The sequence below is a fragment of the Psychrobacter fjordensis genome, assembly GCF_904845995.1.
Taxonomy (GTDB): domain Bacteria; phylum Pseudomonadota; class Gammaproteobacteria; order Pseudomonadales; family Moraxellaceae; genus Psychrobacter; species Psychrobacter fjordensis.
Window position 1 is genome coordinate 85743 of record NZ_CAJGYP010000002.1, and the last position, 17149, is coordinate 102891.

Here is a 17149-nt window from a genome sequence, read left to right on the forward strand (position 1 = left end):
AAAAAGAGAGTGGTTTAGGCTGCATAACTAGCATACGAGTGGTTATGTATGAGCGTATTTATGCTCTACTAATGCACACTTAACCTTACGTAATAAAAAGCATAGTCGCAGTTTAGCCACTATGCTTTTTGGGTCTGTCTTTTCAAAGGTATTGTTTGATTAGAGCATTACTGTCATATAAAAACCAATTTCGCATGAGCTTTTACATAAGCCTGACTGTTATGCTTAATCTACTGAAATTATTCAGCCAAGTCAATAGAGCTAGGCAATAGTCTTTGCTTGTTCATGTAAATCTTGTAGCTTATAAACTTCGAATGGCAAGTCAATCGAATAAGATTTGCAAATCGCATCTGCGGCGCCCAATGTCGTGACATAGAATACTTTACCTTGTAGCGCGCTGCGGCGGATAGAGAACGAATCCTCTTGTGCCTGCTTGCCTTCAGTCGTATTGATGATAAGGTCAATGTTACCATTTTTCAATGCATCGACGATATGTGGACGGCCTTCAGTAACTTTGTTGATTTGCTTACATTCGATACCAGCATCGCTCAGTATTTTTTGTGTACCAGTGGTAGACACGATGTCAAAGCCAAAGTCTACAAGCTGACGAGCGATAGGAGCGATTTGCGCTTTGTCACTGTCACGTACTGAGATAAAGACGGTCTTGGTTTCGCCTTCAGTCGGTAGACCTGGCAGACGCTCATTACTACCGATGATGGCTTTGTAGAACGCTTCACCAAAGGTTTTACCCACGCCCATTACTTCACCTGTTGATTTCATCTCAGGGCTCAAGATTGGATCGACACCAGGGAACTTAGCAAATGGGAAGACCGCTTCTTTAACGGCATAGAATGCAGGAACGATCTCTTTGGTAAATCCTTGGTCTTTGAGCGACGTGCCAGCCATGCAGCGAGCAGCGATTTGCGCCAATGAGGTACCAATGCATTTAGAGACAAATGGTACGGTACGGGCAGCACGTGGATTGACCTCAAGAATATAAATAGTTTCACCTTTTACGGCAAACTGTACGTTCATCAGGCCAATAACGCCCAGCTCTTTCGCCATAGCAATGGTCTGTGCGCGCATCACATCGCATAACTCTTTAGATAGTGAGTAAGGCGGTAGCGAACAGGCTGAGTCACCAGAGTGAACACCTGCTTGTTCGATATGCTGCATGATGCCGCCAATCACGACGTCAGTACCATCACAGACACAGTCCACATCGACTTCGATGGCGTCATCTAAGAAGCGATCTAGCAATACTGGCGCTTCGTTTGATGCTTGTACCGCAGTGCGCAGATAATGTCTTAGCTCATCTTCGTTATAGACGATTTCCATCGCGCGGCCACCTAGTACATAAGATGGGCGTACAACCAATGGATAGCCAACGTCTTTTGCTTTAACCAAGCCGTCTTCTAAGCTGGTCGCTAATGCATTGGTTGGCTGGACAAGATTCAATTGCTGAATCATATGCTGGAAGCGTTCGCGGTCTTCAGCACGGTCAATCGCATCAGGGCTAGTACCGATGATTTTCACACCAGCGGCTTCAAGAGAGCGAGCCAATTTCAACGGCGTTTGACCACCGAACTGTACAATGACGCCATCAGGATTTTCGATACGGACGATTTCTAGTACGTCCTCTAACGTGATTGGCTCAAAGTATAGACGGTCTGAGGTGTCATAGTCAGTTGAAACCGTTTCTGGATTACAGTTGACCATGATGGTCTCATAGCCATCTGCACGCATCGCAAGGGCAGCGTGTACACAGCAATAGTCAAACTCGATACCTTGACCGATGCGGTTAGGACCACCACCGATAACCATGATTTTTTTGTTATTGGTTGGGTTGGCTTCACACTCGCTGTCGTATGTTGAGTACATATAAGCGGTACTGGTAGAGAATTCTGCCGCACAAGTATCCACGCGTTTATAGACTGGATACACGTTTAAGTCCCAACGCTTTTTGCGCAGTTGCTTTTGCGAGACACCAAGCAATTTGGCCAGACGTAAATCTGATAAACCTTTACGTTTAAAGCGACGCAAGTTGTCTTCAGTTAAACCGCCAAAACCTAACGCTTTAACTTGTGCTTCAGCTTTTACGATGTCTTCGATTTGTACCAAGAACCATGGATCGATTTTGGTAAGATTAAAGACCTCATCGACGCTCATACCGATACGGAAAGCATCAGCAATATAATAAATGCGTTCAGGCGTTGGAATGGTTAAGCGATTATGAATCTCGCTACGGGCTTTGTCAGTACCAAGGCTACCGTCTTTGATAGCGGCAAAGTCAATCTGCTCATCAAAACCATCATTACCAGTTTCCATGCCGCGTAATGCTTTTTGCATAGATTCTTGGAAGTTACGGCCAATCGCCATCACTTCACCGACTGATTTCATCTGCGTTGATAAAACACTATCGGCTTGCGGGAATTTTTCAAAGTTAAAACGAGGTATCTTGGTCACAACATAGTCAAGCGCAGGCTCAAAGCTTGCTGGTGTTTTGCCGCCAGTGATGTCATTTTGCAATTCATCTAGCGTATAACCAATCGCCAGTTTTGCCGCGATTTTAGCAATCGGGAAACCAGTGGCTTTTGATGCCAATGCTGATGAACGCGATACGCGTGGGTTCATCTCGATGACGACCATGCGACCTGTATCAGGGTTGATACCGAACTGTACGTTTGAACCGCCAGTTTCTACACCAATTTCACGCAGTACTGCCAATGAAGCATTACGCATGATTTGGTACTCTTTGTCCGTCAAAGTCTGCGCAGGTGCAACCGTGATAGAGTCGCCCGTGTGCACGCCCATTGGATCAAAGTTTTCGATGGCACAGATGATGATGCAGTTGTCGTTTTTGTCACGAACCACTTCCATCTCGTATTCTTTCCAACCGATTAACGACTCATCGATAAGTAGCTGATGGTTAGGAGATAAGTCAAAACCGCGCTCACAAATTTCAATGAACTCATCACGGTTATACGCAATACCACCACCTGAACCACCCATCGTGAATGAAGGACGAATAATACATGGATAGCCCATTTTTTCTTGGGTAGCAAATGCTTCTTCCATGGTTTCGGCAGTTTCAGCACGTGGGCATTCAAGGCCGATACGCTTCATGGCTTTATCAAACAAGTTGCGATCTTCTGCCATCTCGATTGAGTCTTTAGTTGCCCCAATCAGCTCGCATTCGTACTTAGTCAGTACGCCATGCTTGTCTAAATCTAATGCACAGTTTAGCGCTGTTTGTCCGCCCATCGTTGGCAGGATAGCATCAGGACGTTCTTTGGCAATGATTTGCTCAACCGTCTGCCAAGTAATTGGTTCGATGTAAGTGGCATCTGCCATGACAGGATCGGTCATGATGGTCGCAGGGTTTGAGTTGACCAAGATGACGCGGTAACCTTCTTCTTTTAGTGCTTTACACGCCTGCGCGCCTGAGTAGTCAAACTCACATGCTTGGCCGATGACGATAGGGCCTGCGCCAATGATAAGAATGCTTTTTATGTCGGTACGTTTTGGCATAATGTTTTTAAGTCCTATTTTGGCGGTTTGGAATTTGTATGATTAGGTATTTAGAATCCATTAGAGATATTACATACTCGATCTTTTTAAGTGATTGAGTTTCCCTTGCACTCATCTGTTGAAGCTTTCATTATTGCAGCAGAATATAAGACAGAGAGACTGAAGGAATTAACCAGTTGATTATTTTTATCAAGTGTTGGCAGACCTAGGAATGGTAATAATTTCGAAAAACGTGGATCTAAAATTACACTTTGCAATTTTAAACTTTCTTCATCAGTCATTGTATTTAAGGCAGAAGAAGCTGGAAGATCATCAATGTTAAAATCAACAACATCTGGGTAGTTGACAATTTTACTATTAACTCGTGCTAAAAAATCTAAATTTTCCAACCATAGATCAGTAGCTTCTTCTGGATACTTATTTACATACTCTAGCAAGACTTCATAAAGATTTCGCTTGTAATTAAAGTCAGCCTTATTGACGGCACATTCAATCTCAGACTTGTTAAGACTATTGTCAATAGTAAAGATCGTACTCTCTAAAAACTCTTTGTCTTGGAAATCGGAGTAAATCAAATCAGCTTTTAAAGCTTTCTCTGTCAAAACTTGCGCTTTTTGTTCTGGTGTTTCAATTAAACTGGGTGCAGTCGAAAATTTTTCATTTTGACTGGCAGCAAGCGTAGAGGTGCATGCTACGCTTGCTGCAATTAAAAAAGCATTTTTGATTGATTTATACATTAAGCCTTAGCCTTCGCCATCATATCTGCAAACTTATCAAATAATGGCGCGCAATCATGTGGACCAGGACTGGCTTCTGGATGACCTTGGAAGCTAAATACTGGCTTATTTGTCAGTTCGATACCTTGGTTGGTACCATCGAATAATGAGCGATGGGTAGATTTGACGTTATCAGGTAGCGTGTTTTCATCAACGGCAAAACCATGGTTTTGGCTGGTAATCATAACCGTGCCAGCTGCCACATCTTGTACTGGATGGTTAGCACCATGATGGCCAGTTTTCATTTTGATGGTGTTTGCACCGCTGGCAAGACCGACCAGCTGATGGCCTAAACAGATACCAAAGGTTGGCACGTCAGTTTTCTCAATGATGTGACGCACGCTGTCAATAGCGTAGCCACAAGCGGCAGGGTCACCAGGACCATTCGATAAGAAGATACCGTCTGGATTCATCGCTAGCACGTCAGCGATAGGCGTTTGTGCTGGTACGACCGTTACATGACAGCCGCGATCGACGAGCATACGCAAGATGTTGGTCTTGGTACCAAAGTCATAGGCGACTACATTAAATTTGTGCTCAACGTGCGTGCCAAGTTGCTTGAAGAATCCGCCTGTACCGCTATCATGACTGCCAACGGCATCACGGTTAAGTAGGGTATCTGATAAATCCCATGTACCTGCTGTCCATTCGAACGTCTCTTTAGTACAGCATTCTTTTGCCAGATCCATGCCTTCAATACCAGCGAACTCTTGCGCCAATTTGATGGCTTTTTGCTCGTCATCACTGCTAATGGTCTCACCATTAGAGGCCGTCATGATGCAACCGTTTTGAGCGCCTTTATCACGTAATAGGCGAGTCAATTGACGGGTGTCAATCTCAGCGATTGCGACGGTATTATGTTTCTGTAAGTAGTCACTCAATGATTCTGAGTTACGGAAGTTTGAAGTAACCATAGTGGCATCACGAATGATGAGACCATCTGCCCATACTTGATGACCATTACCAGACTCAGTGTCCTCGCTATTGGTACCAGTATTACCGATGTGCGGATAGGTTAGGGTCACTAGCTGACGAGCATAGCTGGGGTCAGTTAGGATTTCTTGATACCCTGTCATGGCTGTATTAAACACCACCTCACCGACACGATGACCGAGACTGCCGATACTCACACCGCGAAAAATCGTACCGTCTGCTAATGCCAAAATTGCTTGTATTTCTGCCGATGAATTCAAGGTTTGCCTCCGCTGTTATTGGTGAGTGCCGTAATTTCTTATGATTAAATTTCGGATTGAACGCAGCTTTTCATATCTCGATAATGACTATTAATTAAGAATAAAAAACAGCTAAACCCAAAATTTTTCCACAAAAAAGCGAGAAGACATTATTGATGGAAACTACAAAACCCACTAGATAGTGAATAGGTAACTTGCATCATGTCCGCTCGCTTAGGCACAGATTTTGCGCATTATATACAATATACACGCAGATAGCCAGTCGATTTTCTAACTTAACGGACACGGATTCCTTGTCTACCGTAAATATACAATATACTATCTGTTAAATAATTGTTTATAAAAGATTTCTAAAAAACAATATATGAAAAACAGTATATGATAATCAGCACTCTAATTGCGACGAGTGATTTTTCTATTCTTACGGTCTAAAGGGTGATTTGTTCTAAGTGATAACTTGTTCTAAATAAGTAGCTACAACGGTCATAATAGCCTAAGTAGAACTAGATACTTCTTACGGTGACTGGTACAACCATCATACTGGGGTGAATAGCACTAGATTTTGATAGAAGGCTTTGCCACAATAGAGGGTATTATTGACTGATATAGAATGACAGCTGTCTATCATTAGGTTGGTATAAAAAACAATAACAAGGAGTGGTTATGATTTATCAATATTTAGACAAGGTGCCTAAGTTCGCTGTGCCTTTTAATGGCTGGGTAGCAGATTCTGCGCAAGTTATCGGCGATGTGTACTTAGGACATCAAGCCAATATTTGGTTTGGTGCGGTACTCCGCGGTGACAATGAACTGATTCATATCGGTGACTATAGCAACGTGCAAGAAAACAGTGTGATTCATACTGATGCAGGTATTGAGGTGAAAATCGGCAATTATGTCACCATTGGGCATTTAGCGATGCTGCATGGCTGCGAAGTCGGTGATAACAGTTTGATTGGTATCGGTGCAGTGGTATTGAATAATGCCAAAATTGGTAAGAACTGTATCATTGGTGCCAAAGCATTGGTCACGGAAGGTAAGGTTATTCCGGACAACTCATTGGTGATGGGTGCACCAGCAAAAGTGGTGAAAACATTAACAGATGAGCAAGCTTCGATGCTGAAATTGTCAGCGATGCATTATGCGGAACGTTGTCAGAAGTTTAAAACAGGCTTAAAAGAAATCGCAATGCCTGATTAATTAGTACGGGGCGAAGGATCAGCTCAGTACAGTGGAAGCGATCAGTAGTGAATAAAAATAAAAGGATGGTAGTCTATTGTTCCATCCTTTTTATATTCTTATAATATGTTGCCAGTGGTTATACCATGAGCATCATAACCAGCCAAATAACGGCAAAGATGATAATACCTATAATGAGTCCACGAAAAATATCATGACTGATAGAGGTGTCATCGAGATAGGGATTATGGTTAGCAGTTTCGTCGATATGTAATGCGTTGACGCTCTCAGCACCTGCGTTTTTGCCAACGATGAGTCCTATCAATACGCCAAGCGCGAGCATAAATGGGGTGAATAGCCAAAAAATTTCACCATTACCAAGACCAGCTATTGAGCGAATGACAACAATGGCAAGGTCGATAAGTAATCCACCAAAGCCATACATCAAGCCATTCAAGAGCGCATAGAACACACGGTCTAAAGGTGATTGATAAGCATCACCTAATCGACGTTGTCTGATTTCTCTGATAGAGCGAGCTGGGCGGTGCGGTCTATTAGGTAAGCTGGTTTTGTTATCATATGCTTTCATAAGGTTCTCTGGGTTGCTTATTAAGTCCTCTAGACCCGTTATAAAATGGGCTAAAGAAATAATTTACCATAATTATGTCTAGCAAACAGTAGTGTTCTAGCAAATTTACTGAGTAAACGTTATATCCATAAAACCGACTATAATAAAGGCTTTAGAGCAAATACGGTCGATATAACCCTTAATGACCATTAATCCTACTCACCATTAAATTTTTCAAAAAATAATAAGGCTTTACTATGCAACCGTCTACTGTCCAAAACACTCAAAAAGAACTGGCACTATTTGATTTAGATCATACTTTACTCGATGTCGACAGCGACTATCTGTGGGGTGAATATATCGTTAATAACGGGCTGGTCGATGAGGCGCAGTATCGCACAGCCAATCAAGAATTTTATGAGCAATATATAGCAGGCACGCTCGATGCCACCGAGTACAACGAATTTGTCGCTCAGTTTTTGACCACATTACCCTTGGCGCGTTTGCATGAGCTGCGTGAAGATTATATTAAACGCGAAATCGAACCGCATATTCGTCCAAAAGCGATGGAAGTGTTGTGTCAGCATATTGAGAAGGGCCATGACGTGGTTATTATCTCTGCGACCAATGACTTTGTGGTGTCTGCCATTGCCAAACGTTTCGGTATAGAAGCCGCCAATGTGTTATCAACACCGCTTGAGATAAAAGATGAGCGTTATACGGGTAAGTTAGCGGACAAGCCCAATTTTAAAGAAGGTAAGATATATCATCTAGACAAATGGGTGAATAAGCAGCAATTGGCTGGGGTTACCTTTGAAAAGACGTATGCGTATTCAGACTCTAAAAACGATATTCCATTGCTTGAGTGGGCGGATGTGGCAATTTGTGTGTCGCCGGACGATGCGCTACATGCTCATGCGTTAGCGCATCACTGGGCAGTAGAAGATTGGTCGATTTAGGTTGTTTAACGCTATTTAATATATAAGCGGTACTAATTAGCCAACTATTTAGCCTCAATCTCATTTAAAATGACGGCATATCCGTTAGATATTTATTTAAAAAAACAGGAACATTTATGGAAATCAATCCGTATCAAGAGCAAATCAAAGATTTATCTGAGCGTGGGCAGGATTTGCGGAGGTATCTTTGACTTCGATGGTAAGCAAGAGCGCTTAGAAGAAGTCAATTTAGAGTTAGAAAACCCCGAGCTATGGAACGATCCAGAGCGTGCGACTAAGATTAATAAAGAAAAAAGCCATCTTGACGGTGTCATCGATGTGGTAGTGTCGCTTGAAACGACATTAGAAGATGCATCTGCTATGCTAGAGCTGGCGGTAGAAGAAGACGATGAATCACTGCTCGCTGATGTACAGACCGAGCTGGATAATGCTGAAAAACGTGTGGCTGACTTAGAGTTCCGCCGGATGTTCAGTGGCGAGATGGATCCAAATAACTGCTACTTGGATATTCAATCAGGTAGTGGTGGTACCGAAGCACAGGATTGGGCTGAGATGCTGCTGCGTATGTATACACGTTGGGCAGAGGCGCATAACTTTAAAGTTGACGTGATTGAAGTGTCATCTGGTAGCGTCGCGGGTATTAAGTCAGCCACGATTGAGATCAAAGGCGATTATGCTTTTGGTTGGTTGCGTACCGAGATTGGCGTTCACCGTTTGGTGCGTAAATCACCATTTGATAGTAATAATGGTCGTCATACCTCGTTTGCTGCGGTATTTGTCTCGCCTGAAATCGATGATAATGTCGAGATTGATATCAATCCGGCTGACTTGCGTATCGATACCTATCGCTCTTCTGGCGCGGGTGGTCAGCATGTGAACACGACAGATTCTGCGGTACGTATTACCCATGAGCCAAGTGGTGTGGTCGTCACTTGTCAGAACGAGCGTAGTCAACATGGTAACAAAGCCACTGCGATGAAAATGCTACGTGCTAAGCTGTATGAGCTAGAAATGCAAAAACGTATGGAATCACAACAAGCGGTTGAAGATGGTAAGTCTGATGTCGGCTGGGGCAGTCAAATTCGCTCGTACGTGCTTGATGACTCACGTATCAAGGACTTGCGTACTGGTGTTGAAACCTTTAACACTGGTGCTGTGTTAGATGGTGACCTCGATCAGTTTATTGAAGCCAGTCTAAAAGCAGGATTGTAAGCAGCCGTTTTAAACAAGCAACCGTTTTAAAATAGCAACTAACATTTAATTAAGGAAAATTATGCCAAGCGTTAATAATTATTTTGATGATAAAGTGACTTCTATTGCCTTTCAAACCGCCACTAAGCCTGCTACTGTGGGCGTCATGGAAATTGGTGAGTATGAGTTTGGTACTAGCGAATTTGAAACCATGAGCGTGGTGAGCGGCGCGTTGACCGTTAAATTGCCAGAAGCTAACGAGTGGCAGACTTTTAATGCTGGCGAGCAGTTTACGGTTGAAGCCAATCAAAAGTTCCAAGTAAAAGTAGACGTCGAAACAGCATATCTATGCGTTTACGGTAAATAATGTCTAAGCTGCTTTAACCTAAAGCCGTATTGATAAGAAAACGCCAAGTGTTTAACACTTGGCGTTTTTTATTTGCTCATTCATTGTAAATCATAAGACAGATAGTACAAATCATAGGTTTTTACGATACTGCACCATGTCCGTTAAGCTTGCGACTTTGTCATATAGTTGGCGTGCATCAGCATTACTTTCTTGTGTTTTCCAATAGACGTGGTTGCAGCCTTTTTGAGTAGAAAAGTCATACACATATTCAATCAAGGCCCTTCCAATACCTTGCCCGCGAATAGATTCACTAACATACAAATCTTGCAGGTAGCAACATCCAGTACTGGTCCAAGTGCTGGGATGCAGCACCACATGAGTGATACCTACCAATGTATCACCCTGCCATGCGCCAAATCCATAAATAGCTATATTGCTATCTAGCAAGTTGTGCCATGTCGCATCAGTCGTGCTCATGGGCAAACTGGTCTCATAAAAGGTTAGGTAGTTTTGCCACAATGCTAACCAAAAGTCGTAATCTGCATTAGATAATGAAGTGATTTTTATAGAAGGGTTTTTCATTGTGTTTTATTCAACTTAAGTTCTGATAGTCATTAAATTATGCCCTAAAATTCAATAATTGAGAACCCTGCCATCCGCTTAGTTTTACACAGCATTACACTTTGTCTGTGTCAAATAAACAGCAAAAACTACCGTCATTAATTATGCTAAAACAGCATACTTATGTGTATACGGTAAATAAAATTTTTAGAAAGCGTATTTAGTATAAGGTTGTTTTTAGACAATCAACACCAAGTGTTTAATAACACTTGGTGTTTTTTATTTCTGAACTATAGAAAACTATAAGTTTTTACGATACTGCACCATATCTGTTTGAGTGGCAATGGTGTCGTATAGAGTGCGTGCCGTTGTGTTACCTTCTTGCGTCGTCCAATACACACGGTTGCATTTCTTCTGGCGTGCAAAGTCATACACATATTCAATCAAGGTTCGCCCGACACCTTGCCCGCGAATAGATTCACTAACATACAAATCTTCTAAATAACAACATTCCGTGGTATTCCAGGTATTGGGATGTAATACCACATGAGTGATGCCTACCAATGTACCATCCTGCCATGCGCCAAATCCATAAATAGCTATATTGCTATCTAGCAAGTTGTGCCATGTCGCATCAGTCGTGCTCATGGGCAAACTGGTCTCATAAAAGGTTAGATAGTTTTGCCACAATATTAACCAAAAGTCGTAATCTGCATTAGATAATGGAGTGATTTTTATAGAATGGTTTTTCATTGTGTTTTATTCAACTTAAGTTTTGATAGTCATTAAATTATGCCCTAAAATTCAATAATTGGGAACCCTGCCATCCGCTTAGTTTTACACATCGATTACACTTTGCCCGTGGCAAGTAAACAGTAAAAATAGCCATCATTAATTATGCTAAAACGACTATTTTATAAGACGGATATTTTTATGGCTAAGCCAAACCATCAGACAGATAAAGCAGTAGATGTGCGCCATAACTATGAACATCTGGCTAGTTTGGCGAATTTGCGCTACGTGAGTGATAATGAGCCTGGTTATGAGCGCCGACGCTGGGGTCGCGGTTTTACTTATAAGGATGCCACTGGTAAAACGGTCAAAGACAAGGCTTTGCGCAAGCGTTTTGATGCGTTGGTGATACCACCGATGTGGTCGAACGTTTGGATATGCCAAGATGAAACAGGGCATTTGCAATCGACAGGCCGTGATGACAAAGCGCGCAAGCAATATTTGTACCATCCAGAGTGGGATCGTGTACGTGACCGAGCGAAGTTTGATGCCATGATTGGCTTTGCAGAGGCGCTACCGAATCTACGTGCTCAGGTTGAGTTAGACCTAGATGCCAAGCCCTTGTCACGAGCTAATGTACTCGCTGCGGTGGTCAAACTGTTAGAGACTACTTTAATCCGTATTGGCAATAGCCGCTATGCGAAGCTAAATAAAAGCTATGGCCTAAGCACGCTACGCAGCAAGCATGTGAATGAAACTGATAATGGACTGGCGTTTGATTTTGTCGGAAAAAGTGCAAAAGAGCACCATATTGAATTGCAGGATGAGCGCTTGATTGACATTGTACAAGCGTGTTCTGAATTACCTGGCTATCAGATATTTAAATACTTAGACGACAACGGGCACAAACAAATCGTCGACAGTGCCGATATTAATGAGTATATACGCACCCATACTGGCTGTAGTGATGGCACTGGCAATATGTATAGTGCTAAGGATTTCCGGACTTGGATGGCGAGTATCCTCGCAGCCAGTCATTTATATGATGAGCTACAAACAGAATATGGAAACACAATATTAGCCAGTGAGCCTAAAAGCGCTGAGCGCCAACAACTGGTCGTTGATATGGTCAAAAGTGTGGCAGCAGAATTGGGCAATACGCCCACGGTATGCCGCGCATCTTATATTCATCCCGTCGTTATCGATCAGTTTTTAGCAGGTCGGTTTTTTGAACCTTACAAACGTGCCCATCGTGGACGTGCCAAAAAATATCAAAGCCGTGAAGAAAAAGCGCTACTGGAGTTTTTAAGCACAGAATAGTCTGCTCACTATAGAGCTATTATACCTTTCATCTTGTTTACCATACTCAAGCATGGCTCATGTTCGTTTCTTTTTTATCGACGTGGTGGTGGATTAATTAAAGAATGCACTTATTTAAAAGTTGGTATTTATCGTAAAAATGATACGTTATGTATTGAAATAAACGTAAAAATGCGTTACTAATAGGACATGATAAATATGAAGATATTGAACGGTCTATAGGATGTGACCGTTTTACAATCATAACCACCATTTTACCAGTTATCTGTTATTGCTAAAGGATTAGCTTATGAACACCGCCTGTCAAACTGCTACGATCGTTGATGTAGACGCTACCATCACACCAAAAAACTATACTGATTATTACAATAACTTCGACATGAACGCGCTGCTGTCAGAAATCTTTGGCACGCAGGTAGACGATCGATTGAATGCTTATATGGCATGCTGTGGTCGTCATGTACGTGACGGTCGCGGTGATAACATTGCGCTAGTACATGAAGATACCTCTGGCAACGTGACTCATATGAGCTTTGCTGAGCTAGATGCGGCGAGTGCGCAAGTCGCTAACTTACTACTGTCTTATGGCGTACAAGTCGGTGACCAAGTCGCGACCATGCTACCGCGTACACCTGAATTACTCACCGTTGTACTAGCGACTTGGCGTATTGGGGCAGTGTATCAGCCGTTATTCACCGCGTTCGGTTATGATTCAATTAAGTATCGAATGGATAAAGCCAATACCAAAGTTGTTTTTACCAATCAAGAGAATCGTGGCAAATTTGAAGATTTGGCCGATCAAACCAAGATGGTCATGGTAGGTAGCGTAGAGGATGCTCAGACTTGGGGTGATGATCACTATGCCCAGTCAATGGCAGCGCAGCCGCAAACTCTAGAATCCGTGACGCTCGATACGGATGCACCATTCTTGCAAATGTTTACCTCAGGTACCGTGGGTAAATCAAAAGGCGTGAGTGTACCACTAGGCGCATTATCAGCTTTCTATCTCTATATGCGCTATGCGATTGATTTGCGCGAAGATGATCAATATTGGAACATGGCCGATCCCGGTTGGGCATATGGATTGTACTATGCCATTACGGGGCCCTTATTGTTAGGTATCACTACTTATTTCAACGAAGCGGGCTTTGATGCTACCCATACACGCGACTTTATGGTGCGTCATCAGATTACCAATTTAGCCTCTTCACCAACTGCTTTTCGTATGATGAAGTCTAGTGGTGTATTTGAGCATTCATATAGTGATGCCAATGCCAAGCTATCTCTACGCTGTGCGAACTCGGCAGGAGAGACACTCAATACCGAAGTCGTCAGCTGGCTAGAAACCTATCTGGGCTGCCAAGTAAAAGACCAGTATGGACAGACAGAGACAGGCATGACTTGCTGCGCACATCATGCACTGGTACATGAGAGCCCAGTTGGCTCGATGGGTATGGCACTACCGGGGCATACGCTTGTCGTATTAGATGATGATATGCAAGTGTTGCCGGATGGTGAGCAAGGGCAGCTGGCCGTTGTGGTTAGTCAATCACCTGCATTTTATTTCCGCGGCTATAGCTGGAACGAAAAACAAGCCTTTGTAGATGATTACTATCTGACAGGCGATGTGGTCGAGCGCCATAGTGATGGCAGTTATTGGTTCTCAGGACGGGATGATGACATCATTATTACTGCAGGCTATCGAGTGGGGCCAACCGATGTTGAAAACACTGTGTTAGAGCATGAAGCTGTTGCAGAGTCTGCAGCGGTAGGCGTGCCAGATGAGGTGCGTGGGCATACCATCAAGTCTTATGTGGTACTAAAAGACGGCATCAAGGGTAGTGATGATATTGCCAAAGAAATTCAAGAGCTCGTACGCAAACGTCTATCAACCCATGCCTATCCGCGCGAGGTTGAGTTTGTAGCAGCATTACCGAAGACGCCAAGTGGTAAAATTCAGCGCTTTTTACTGCGTAGTTTGTCATTGGCTTAGCGATAACGGTGTTTACAATAACTTTTGGTGACTGAATTGAAGATTAAGTATTGATGCATCAATTTATTAAAAAAATGAGTGGTGTATCAAAAAGTATGCTGATTAAAATCTGAACAATTTTTGAAGCTTTGCAAGCCCTATAGAATCAGAGAACTTAGCATAGATTCCTTATTAGTTTTTATCGCCAGCATACTTTCTAGAATACCAGCCATAATATTATTTATACTTTTGGAGTCGTTGCATATCATCAATGAATAAAGATTTATATAAGCTTACTACTGTCGCCTATTAAGGTAAAGTGGTTCGTATTTATAAACTGGAAGATAAATGAAAAAAACTCATCTACTAATACTGGTTTTATTATCGAGTTTTATAGTAGCTTGCTATCCCTATAGCACCAATGTAGAACCACAGACGCTTGGAATTAACGCGTTAGCTAAGAATGATATATACACTCTTGATGTCACTGTAGAAAGATCGGGATCTTACGAGCTATCACTTTTGGTGTATTCTCCAAAACGTAGAAAGTCGAAAGTGAGCCAAGAAAAATTCTATGACTACTTTAAAGATGATGTCGATTTACCGTCGACATTTAAGATTACCACTGTCAATAGCGACACGGGGGAAAAAGTTACGGAAACAGTGAGCACCCATCCATTTAGCGGCGGCTCTTACTATGGTAGAAGAGCTTATATACAGAAATACGGGTATAGCGGAGGGCTTCAACAAGGCCGCTATACCATAACCATTGAGTGCCTTGAAACAGATCCTTATCTAAATAATTTTGGTTTAGAATTCATTTTTAGTAAACAGCATGTAGGTAAATAATTATGACACAAGTGATTATGGCTTTGTTCCTATCGAATCAGGAATACCTATCGGATTAAGCAAGTAATATTCCAACGATACTACTCATTATGATACATCGCATTATGATACATCAAGCACTAGAACGTATGAGATTTCTCAAGATCAGTATGATGCTATGCAAAATTTTGGGATGGCTGCAGAAAACGTTCAATAAAAATACTAATTAAAGGAATAATTATGCAAATTGAAAAACACAGCTTTTTAGTGACGGGCGGTGCGTCAGGATTAGGTGAATCAGTGGCTCGTGCTATCGTAGCGAAAGGCGGCAACGTCGTTATCGCTGACTTAAACGAGTCAGCTGGGCAGTCTTTGGTCGCAGAATTGGGCGATAATGCACGCTTTGTACGTTGTGATGTCACCAGTGGCGATGAGGTGCAAGCAGCTGTGGATATGGCTGAAAAGGAATTTGGCGGCTTACAGGGTTCTATCAACTGTGCAGGTATCGCTGTCGTACAAAAATTGCTGGATCGTGAGAACAATCCGGCAGACCTTGAGTCGTTCAGCCGCGGTGTTAACATCAATCTGGTCGGTTCGTTTAACGTTGCACGCTTGGTTGCTGCCAGTATTGCCAAGCGCGTGGCTAATGACAGCAGCGCAGGCAAACATGGAGAAAATAATGCAGATCAAGGCATTATTATTAATACCGCGTCTATCGCTGCTTTCGATGGGCAAGTTGGACAAGCCAGTTATTCATCATCTAAAGCGGGCGTGGTCGGTTTGACCTTACCGTTAGCACGTGAGTTGGCTCGTCATGGTATTCGCGTGATGACTATCGCACCTGGTGTATTTGCCACACCGATGATGGACACTATTCCTGAAAAAGCTCGTGAGCAGCTAGAGGCAGGTGTCCCTTATCCTAAGCGTTTGGGTAACCCAAATGAATTTGCTAAATTGGCGGTCCATATCATTGATAATGCCTATCTAAATGGAGAAGTCATTCGCTTAGATGGTGCGATTCGTATGGTGTAGTTATCTGTTTTGAATGACTGAGTGAATGACAGGATGATCGTCATTTTCCATATTATTTACACAGTAGTAGGCGCCATGCTTTGATAGATTATGATTAACTGTATCAATATCATAAAGGGTCAACTCATGGCATTCTTGCGTAATCGTATTCATCGTCTATTCCCTATCTTGATTGGCCTTGGAGTGGTTACGATTATTAGCAGCAGCGTTTTTAATTACATGACACGTGCGTCTGCTAATAGCAGTACCTTTGATAATCAAAATAACCAGCCTATCGCTGACGTGGTGATTGATAAGGTGTTCGTTGATAAATCCGAACGCCGTTTGCAGTTATTGAGTGGTGACGACGTCATTCGTACGTATCATATTGCATTGGGTGACAGTCCCGTAGGTCACAAGCAACAAGAGGGTGATCAGCGTACCCCAGTTGGCATTTATACATTAGATTATAAAAACGAGAACTCTATTGCCCATCGCTCAATCCATATTAGTTATCCCAATGCAGCTGATAAGGCACATGCTCAGCAATTGGGTGTCAGTCCGGGCGGAGATATCATGATTCATGGACAGATGAATGGCTTTAGTCATTTGGCTGCTATCAATCAAAAATATGATTGGACCGATGGCTGTATCGCCGTTACCGATGGCGAGATGGATGAGATTATGGCAGCAGTAACGCTTGGTACTTCTATCGAAATTGTCGAGTAGGGCTGTTCACTGTGTTCTGATACAGTCAATCCTGTATAAATCAGAGAACGTGTCAGGAATACTCTATTTACTGTCTGCATTGCTTTCACTCTTTGATACTTTCTTTCTTTGATACTACTACGTACTTCTACTCATTCTCCTTATATCCGTATTATCTTCAACTGACTAGCTAATCTTAAAGCAACTACCCATTATCCATATTTAATCTTGTACTAATCATGCTTTTGCATGGTTATGCTGTGTCTATTTA

At 42.6% G+C, this 17149-nt stretch carries 15 protein-coding genes; 9 read left to right on the forward strand and 6 right to left on the reverse strand.

Annotated features, from left to right (window positions below):
* Positions 1–261: 261 nt before the first annotated feature.
* From carB to carA, 3 genes are all read right to left on the reverse strand, one after another.
* Positions 262–3531, reverse strand: coding sequence for a carbamoyl-phosphate synthase large subunit (gene carB, locus JMW61_RS09015; RefSeq protein ID WP_201550586.1), 3270 nt, complete (start codon positions 3529–3531; stop codon positions 262–264).
* An 86-nt stretch (positions 3532–3617) separates the two neighbouring features.
* Positions 3618–4268, reverse strand: coding sequence for a hypothetical protein (locus JMW61_RS09020; protein WP_201550588.1), 651 nt, complete (start codon positions 4266–4268; stop codon positions 3618–3620).
* Positions 4268–5500: a glutamine-hydrolyzing carbamoyl-phosphate synthase small subunit gene (carA, locus tag JMW61_RS09025; RefSeq protein WP_201550602.1), complete on the reverse strand. Its 1233-nt coding sequence runs from the start codon at positions 5498–5500 to the stop codon at positions 4268–4270. Before carA ends, JMW61_RS09020 begins: the two co-directional genes overlap by 1 nt.
* Positions 5501–6163: 663 nt before the next feature.
* Between carA and JMW61_RS09030 the strand changes: the two genes are divergently transcribed.
* On the forward strand, positions 6164–6700 hold the full coding sequence (locus tag JMW61_RS09030) for a gamma carbonic anhydrase family protein (protein WP_110922748.1): 537 nt from the start codon (positions 6164–6166) through the stop codon (positions 6698–6700).
* A gap of 118 nt (positions 6701–6818) precedes the next feature.
* Here the strand turns inward: JMW61_RS09030 and JMW61_RS09035 are convergent, their stop codons facing one another.
* On the reverse strand, positions 6819–7268 hold the full coding sequence (locus JMW61_RS09035) for a hypothetical protein (protein WP_201550605.1): 450 nt from the start codon (positions 7266–7268) through the stop codon (positions 6819–6821).
* Between the two features lie 236 nt (positions 7269–7504).
* Here JMW61_RS09035 and JMW61_RS09040 point away from each other — a divergent pair, with 236 nt between their 5' ends.
* The 3 genes from JMW61_RS09040 to ppnP all read left to right on the forward strand — a co-directional run bounded on the left by JMW61_RS09040 (position 7505) and on the right by ppnP (position 9764).
* Positions 7505–8206, forward strand: a complete 702-nt coding sequence (locus tag JMW61_RS09040; RefSeq protein WP_201550608.1) for an HAD family hydrolase — start codon at positions 7505–7507, stop codon at positions 8204–8206.
* A 116-nt stretch (positions 8207–8322) separates the two neighbouring features.
* Positions 8323–9418, forward strand: a protein-coding gene (prfB, locus tag JMW61_RS09045) for a peptide chain release factor 2 (protein WP_110922751.1) whose coding sequence is annotated in 2 segments (ribosomal slippage) — positions 8323–8394 and positions 8396–9418 — 1095 coding nt in all. Because the reading frame shifts where the segments join, the coding sequence is not laid out codon by codon here.
* Positions 9419–9479: 61 nt separating this feature from the next.
* Positions 9480–9764: a pyrimidine/purine nucleoside phosphorylase gene (gene ppnP / locus JMW61_RS09050; protein WP_201550610.1), complete on the forward strand. Its 285-nt coding sequence runs from the start codon at positions 9480–9482 to the stop codon at positions 9762–9764.
* Between the two features lie 111 nt (positions 9765–9875).
* Here ppnP and JMW61_RS09055 read toward each other — a convergent pair whose 3' ends face one another.
* A complete protein-coding gene (locus tag JMW61_RS09055) occupies positions 9876–10328 on the reverse strand; it encodes a GNAT family N-acetyltransferase (protein WP_201550612.1) in 453 nt (150 codons plus the stop codon).
* A gap of 279 nt (positions 10329–10607) precedes the next feature.
* On the reverse strand, positions 10608–11060 hold the full coding sequence (locus JMW61_RS09060) for a GNAT family N-acetyltransferase (RefSeq protein WP_201550614.1): 453 nt from the start codon (positions 11058–11060) through the stop codon (positions 10608–10610).
* Between the two features lie 180 nt (positions 11061–11240).
* On the opposite strand from JMW61_RS09060, the gene JMW61_RS09065 reads away from it, so the two are divergent.
* From JMW61_RS09065 to JMW61_RS09085, 5 genes are all read left to right on the forward strand, one after another.
* Positions 11241–12359, forward strand: a complete 1119-nt coding sequence (locus JMW61_RS09065) for a DNA topoisomerase IB (RefSeq protein WP_201550616.1) — start codon at positions 11241–11243, stop codon at positions 12357–12359.
* A gap of 289 nt (positions 12360–12648) precedes the next feature.
* Positions 12649–14352 carry an AMP-binding protein gene (locus tag JMW61_RS09070; protein ID WP_201550617.1) on the forward strand — a complete coding sequence of 568 codons (1704 nt, stop codon included), beginning with the start codon at positions 12649–12651 and terminating at the stop codon, positions 14350–14352.
* Positions 14353–14679: 327 nt separating this feature from the next.
* A complete protein-coding gene (locus tag JMW61_RS09075; protein ID WP_201550619.1) occupies positions 14680–15180 on the forward strand; it encodes a DUF5625 family protein in 501 nt (166 codons plus the stop codon).
* A gap of 219 nt (positions 15181–15399) precedes the next feature.
* Positions 15400–16191, forward strand: coding sequence for an SDR family NAD(P)-dependent oxidoreductase (locus JMW61_RS09080; protein ID WP_201550621.1), 792 nt, complete (start codon positions 15400–15402; stop codon positions 16189–16191).
* A gap of 126 nt (positions 16192–16317) precedes the next feature.
* Complete coding sequence (locus tag JMW61_RS09085; protein ID WP_201550624.1) at positions 16318–16899, forward strand: L,D-transpeptidase family protein; 582 nt, start codon at positions 16318–16320, stop codon at positions 16897–16899.
* Positions 16900–17149: the final 250 nt, after the last annotated feature.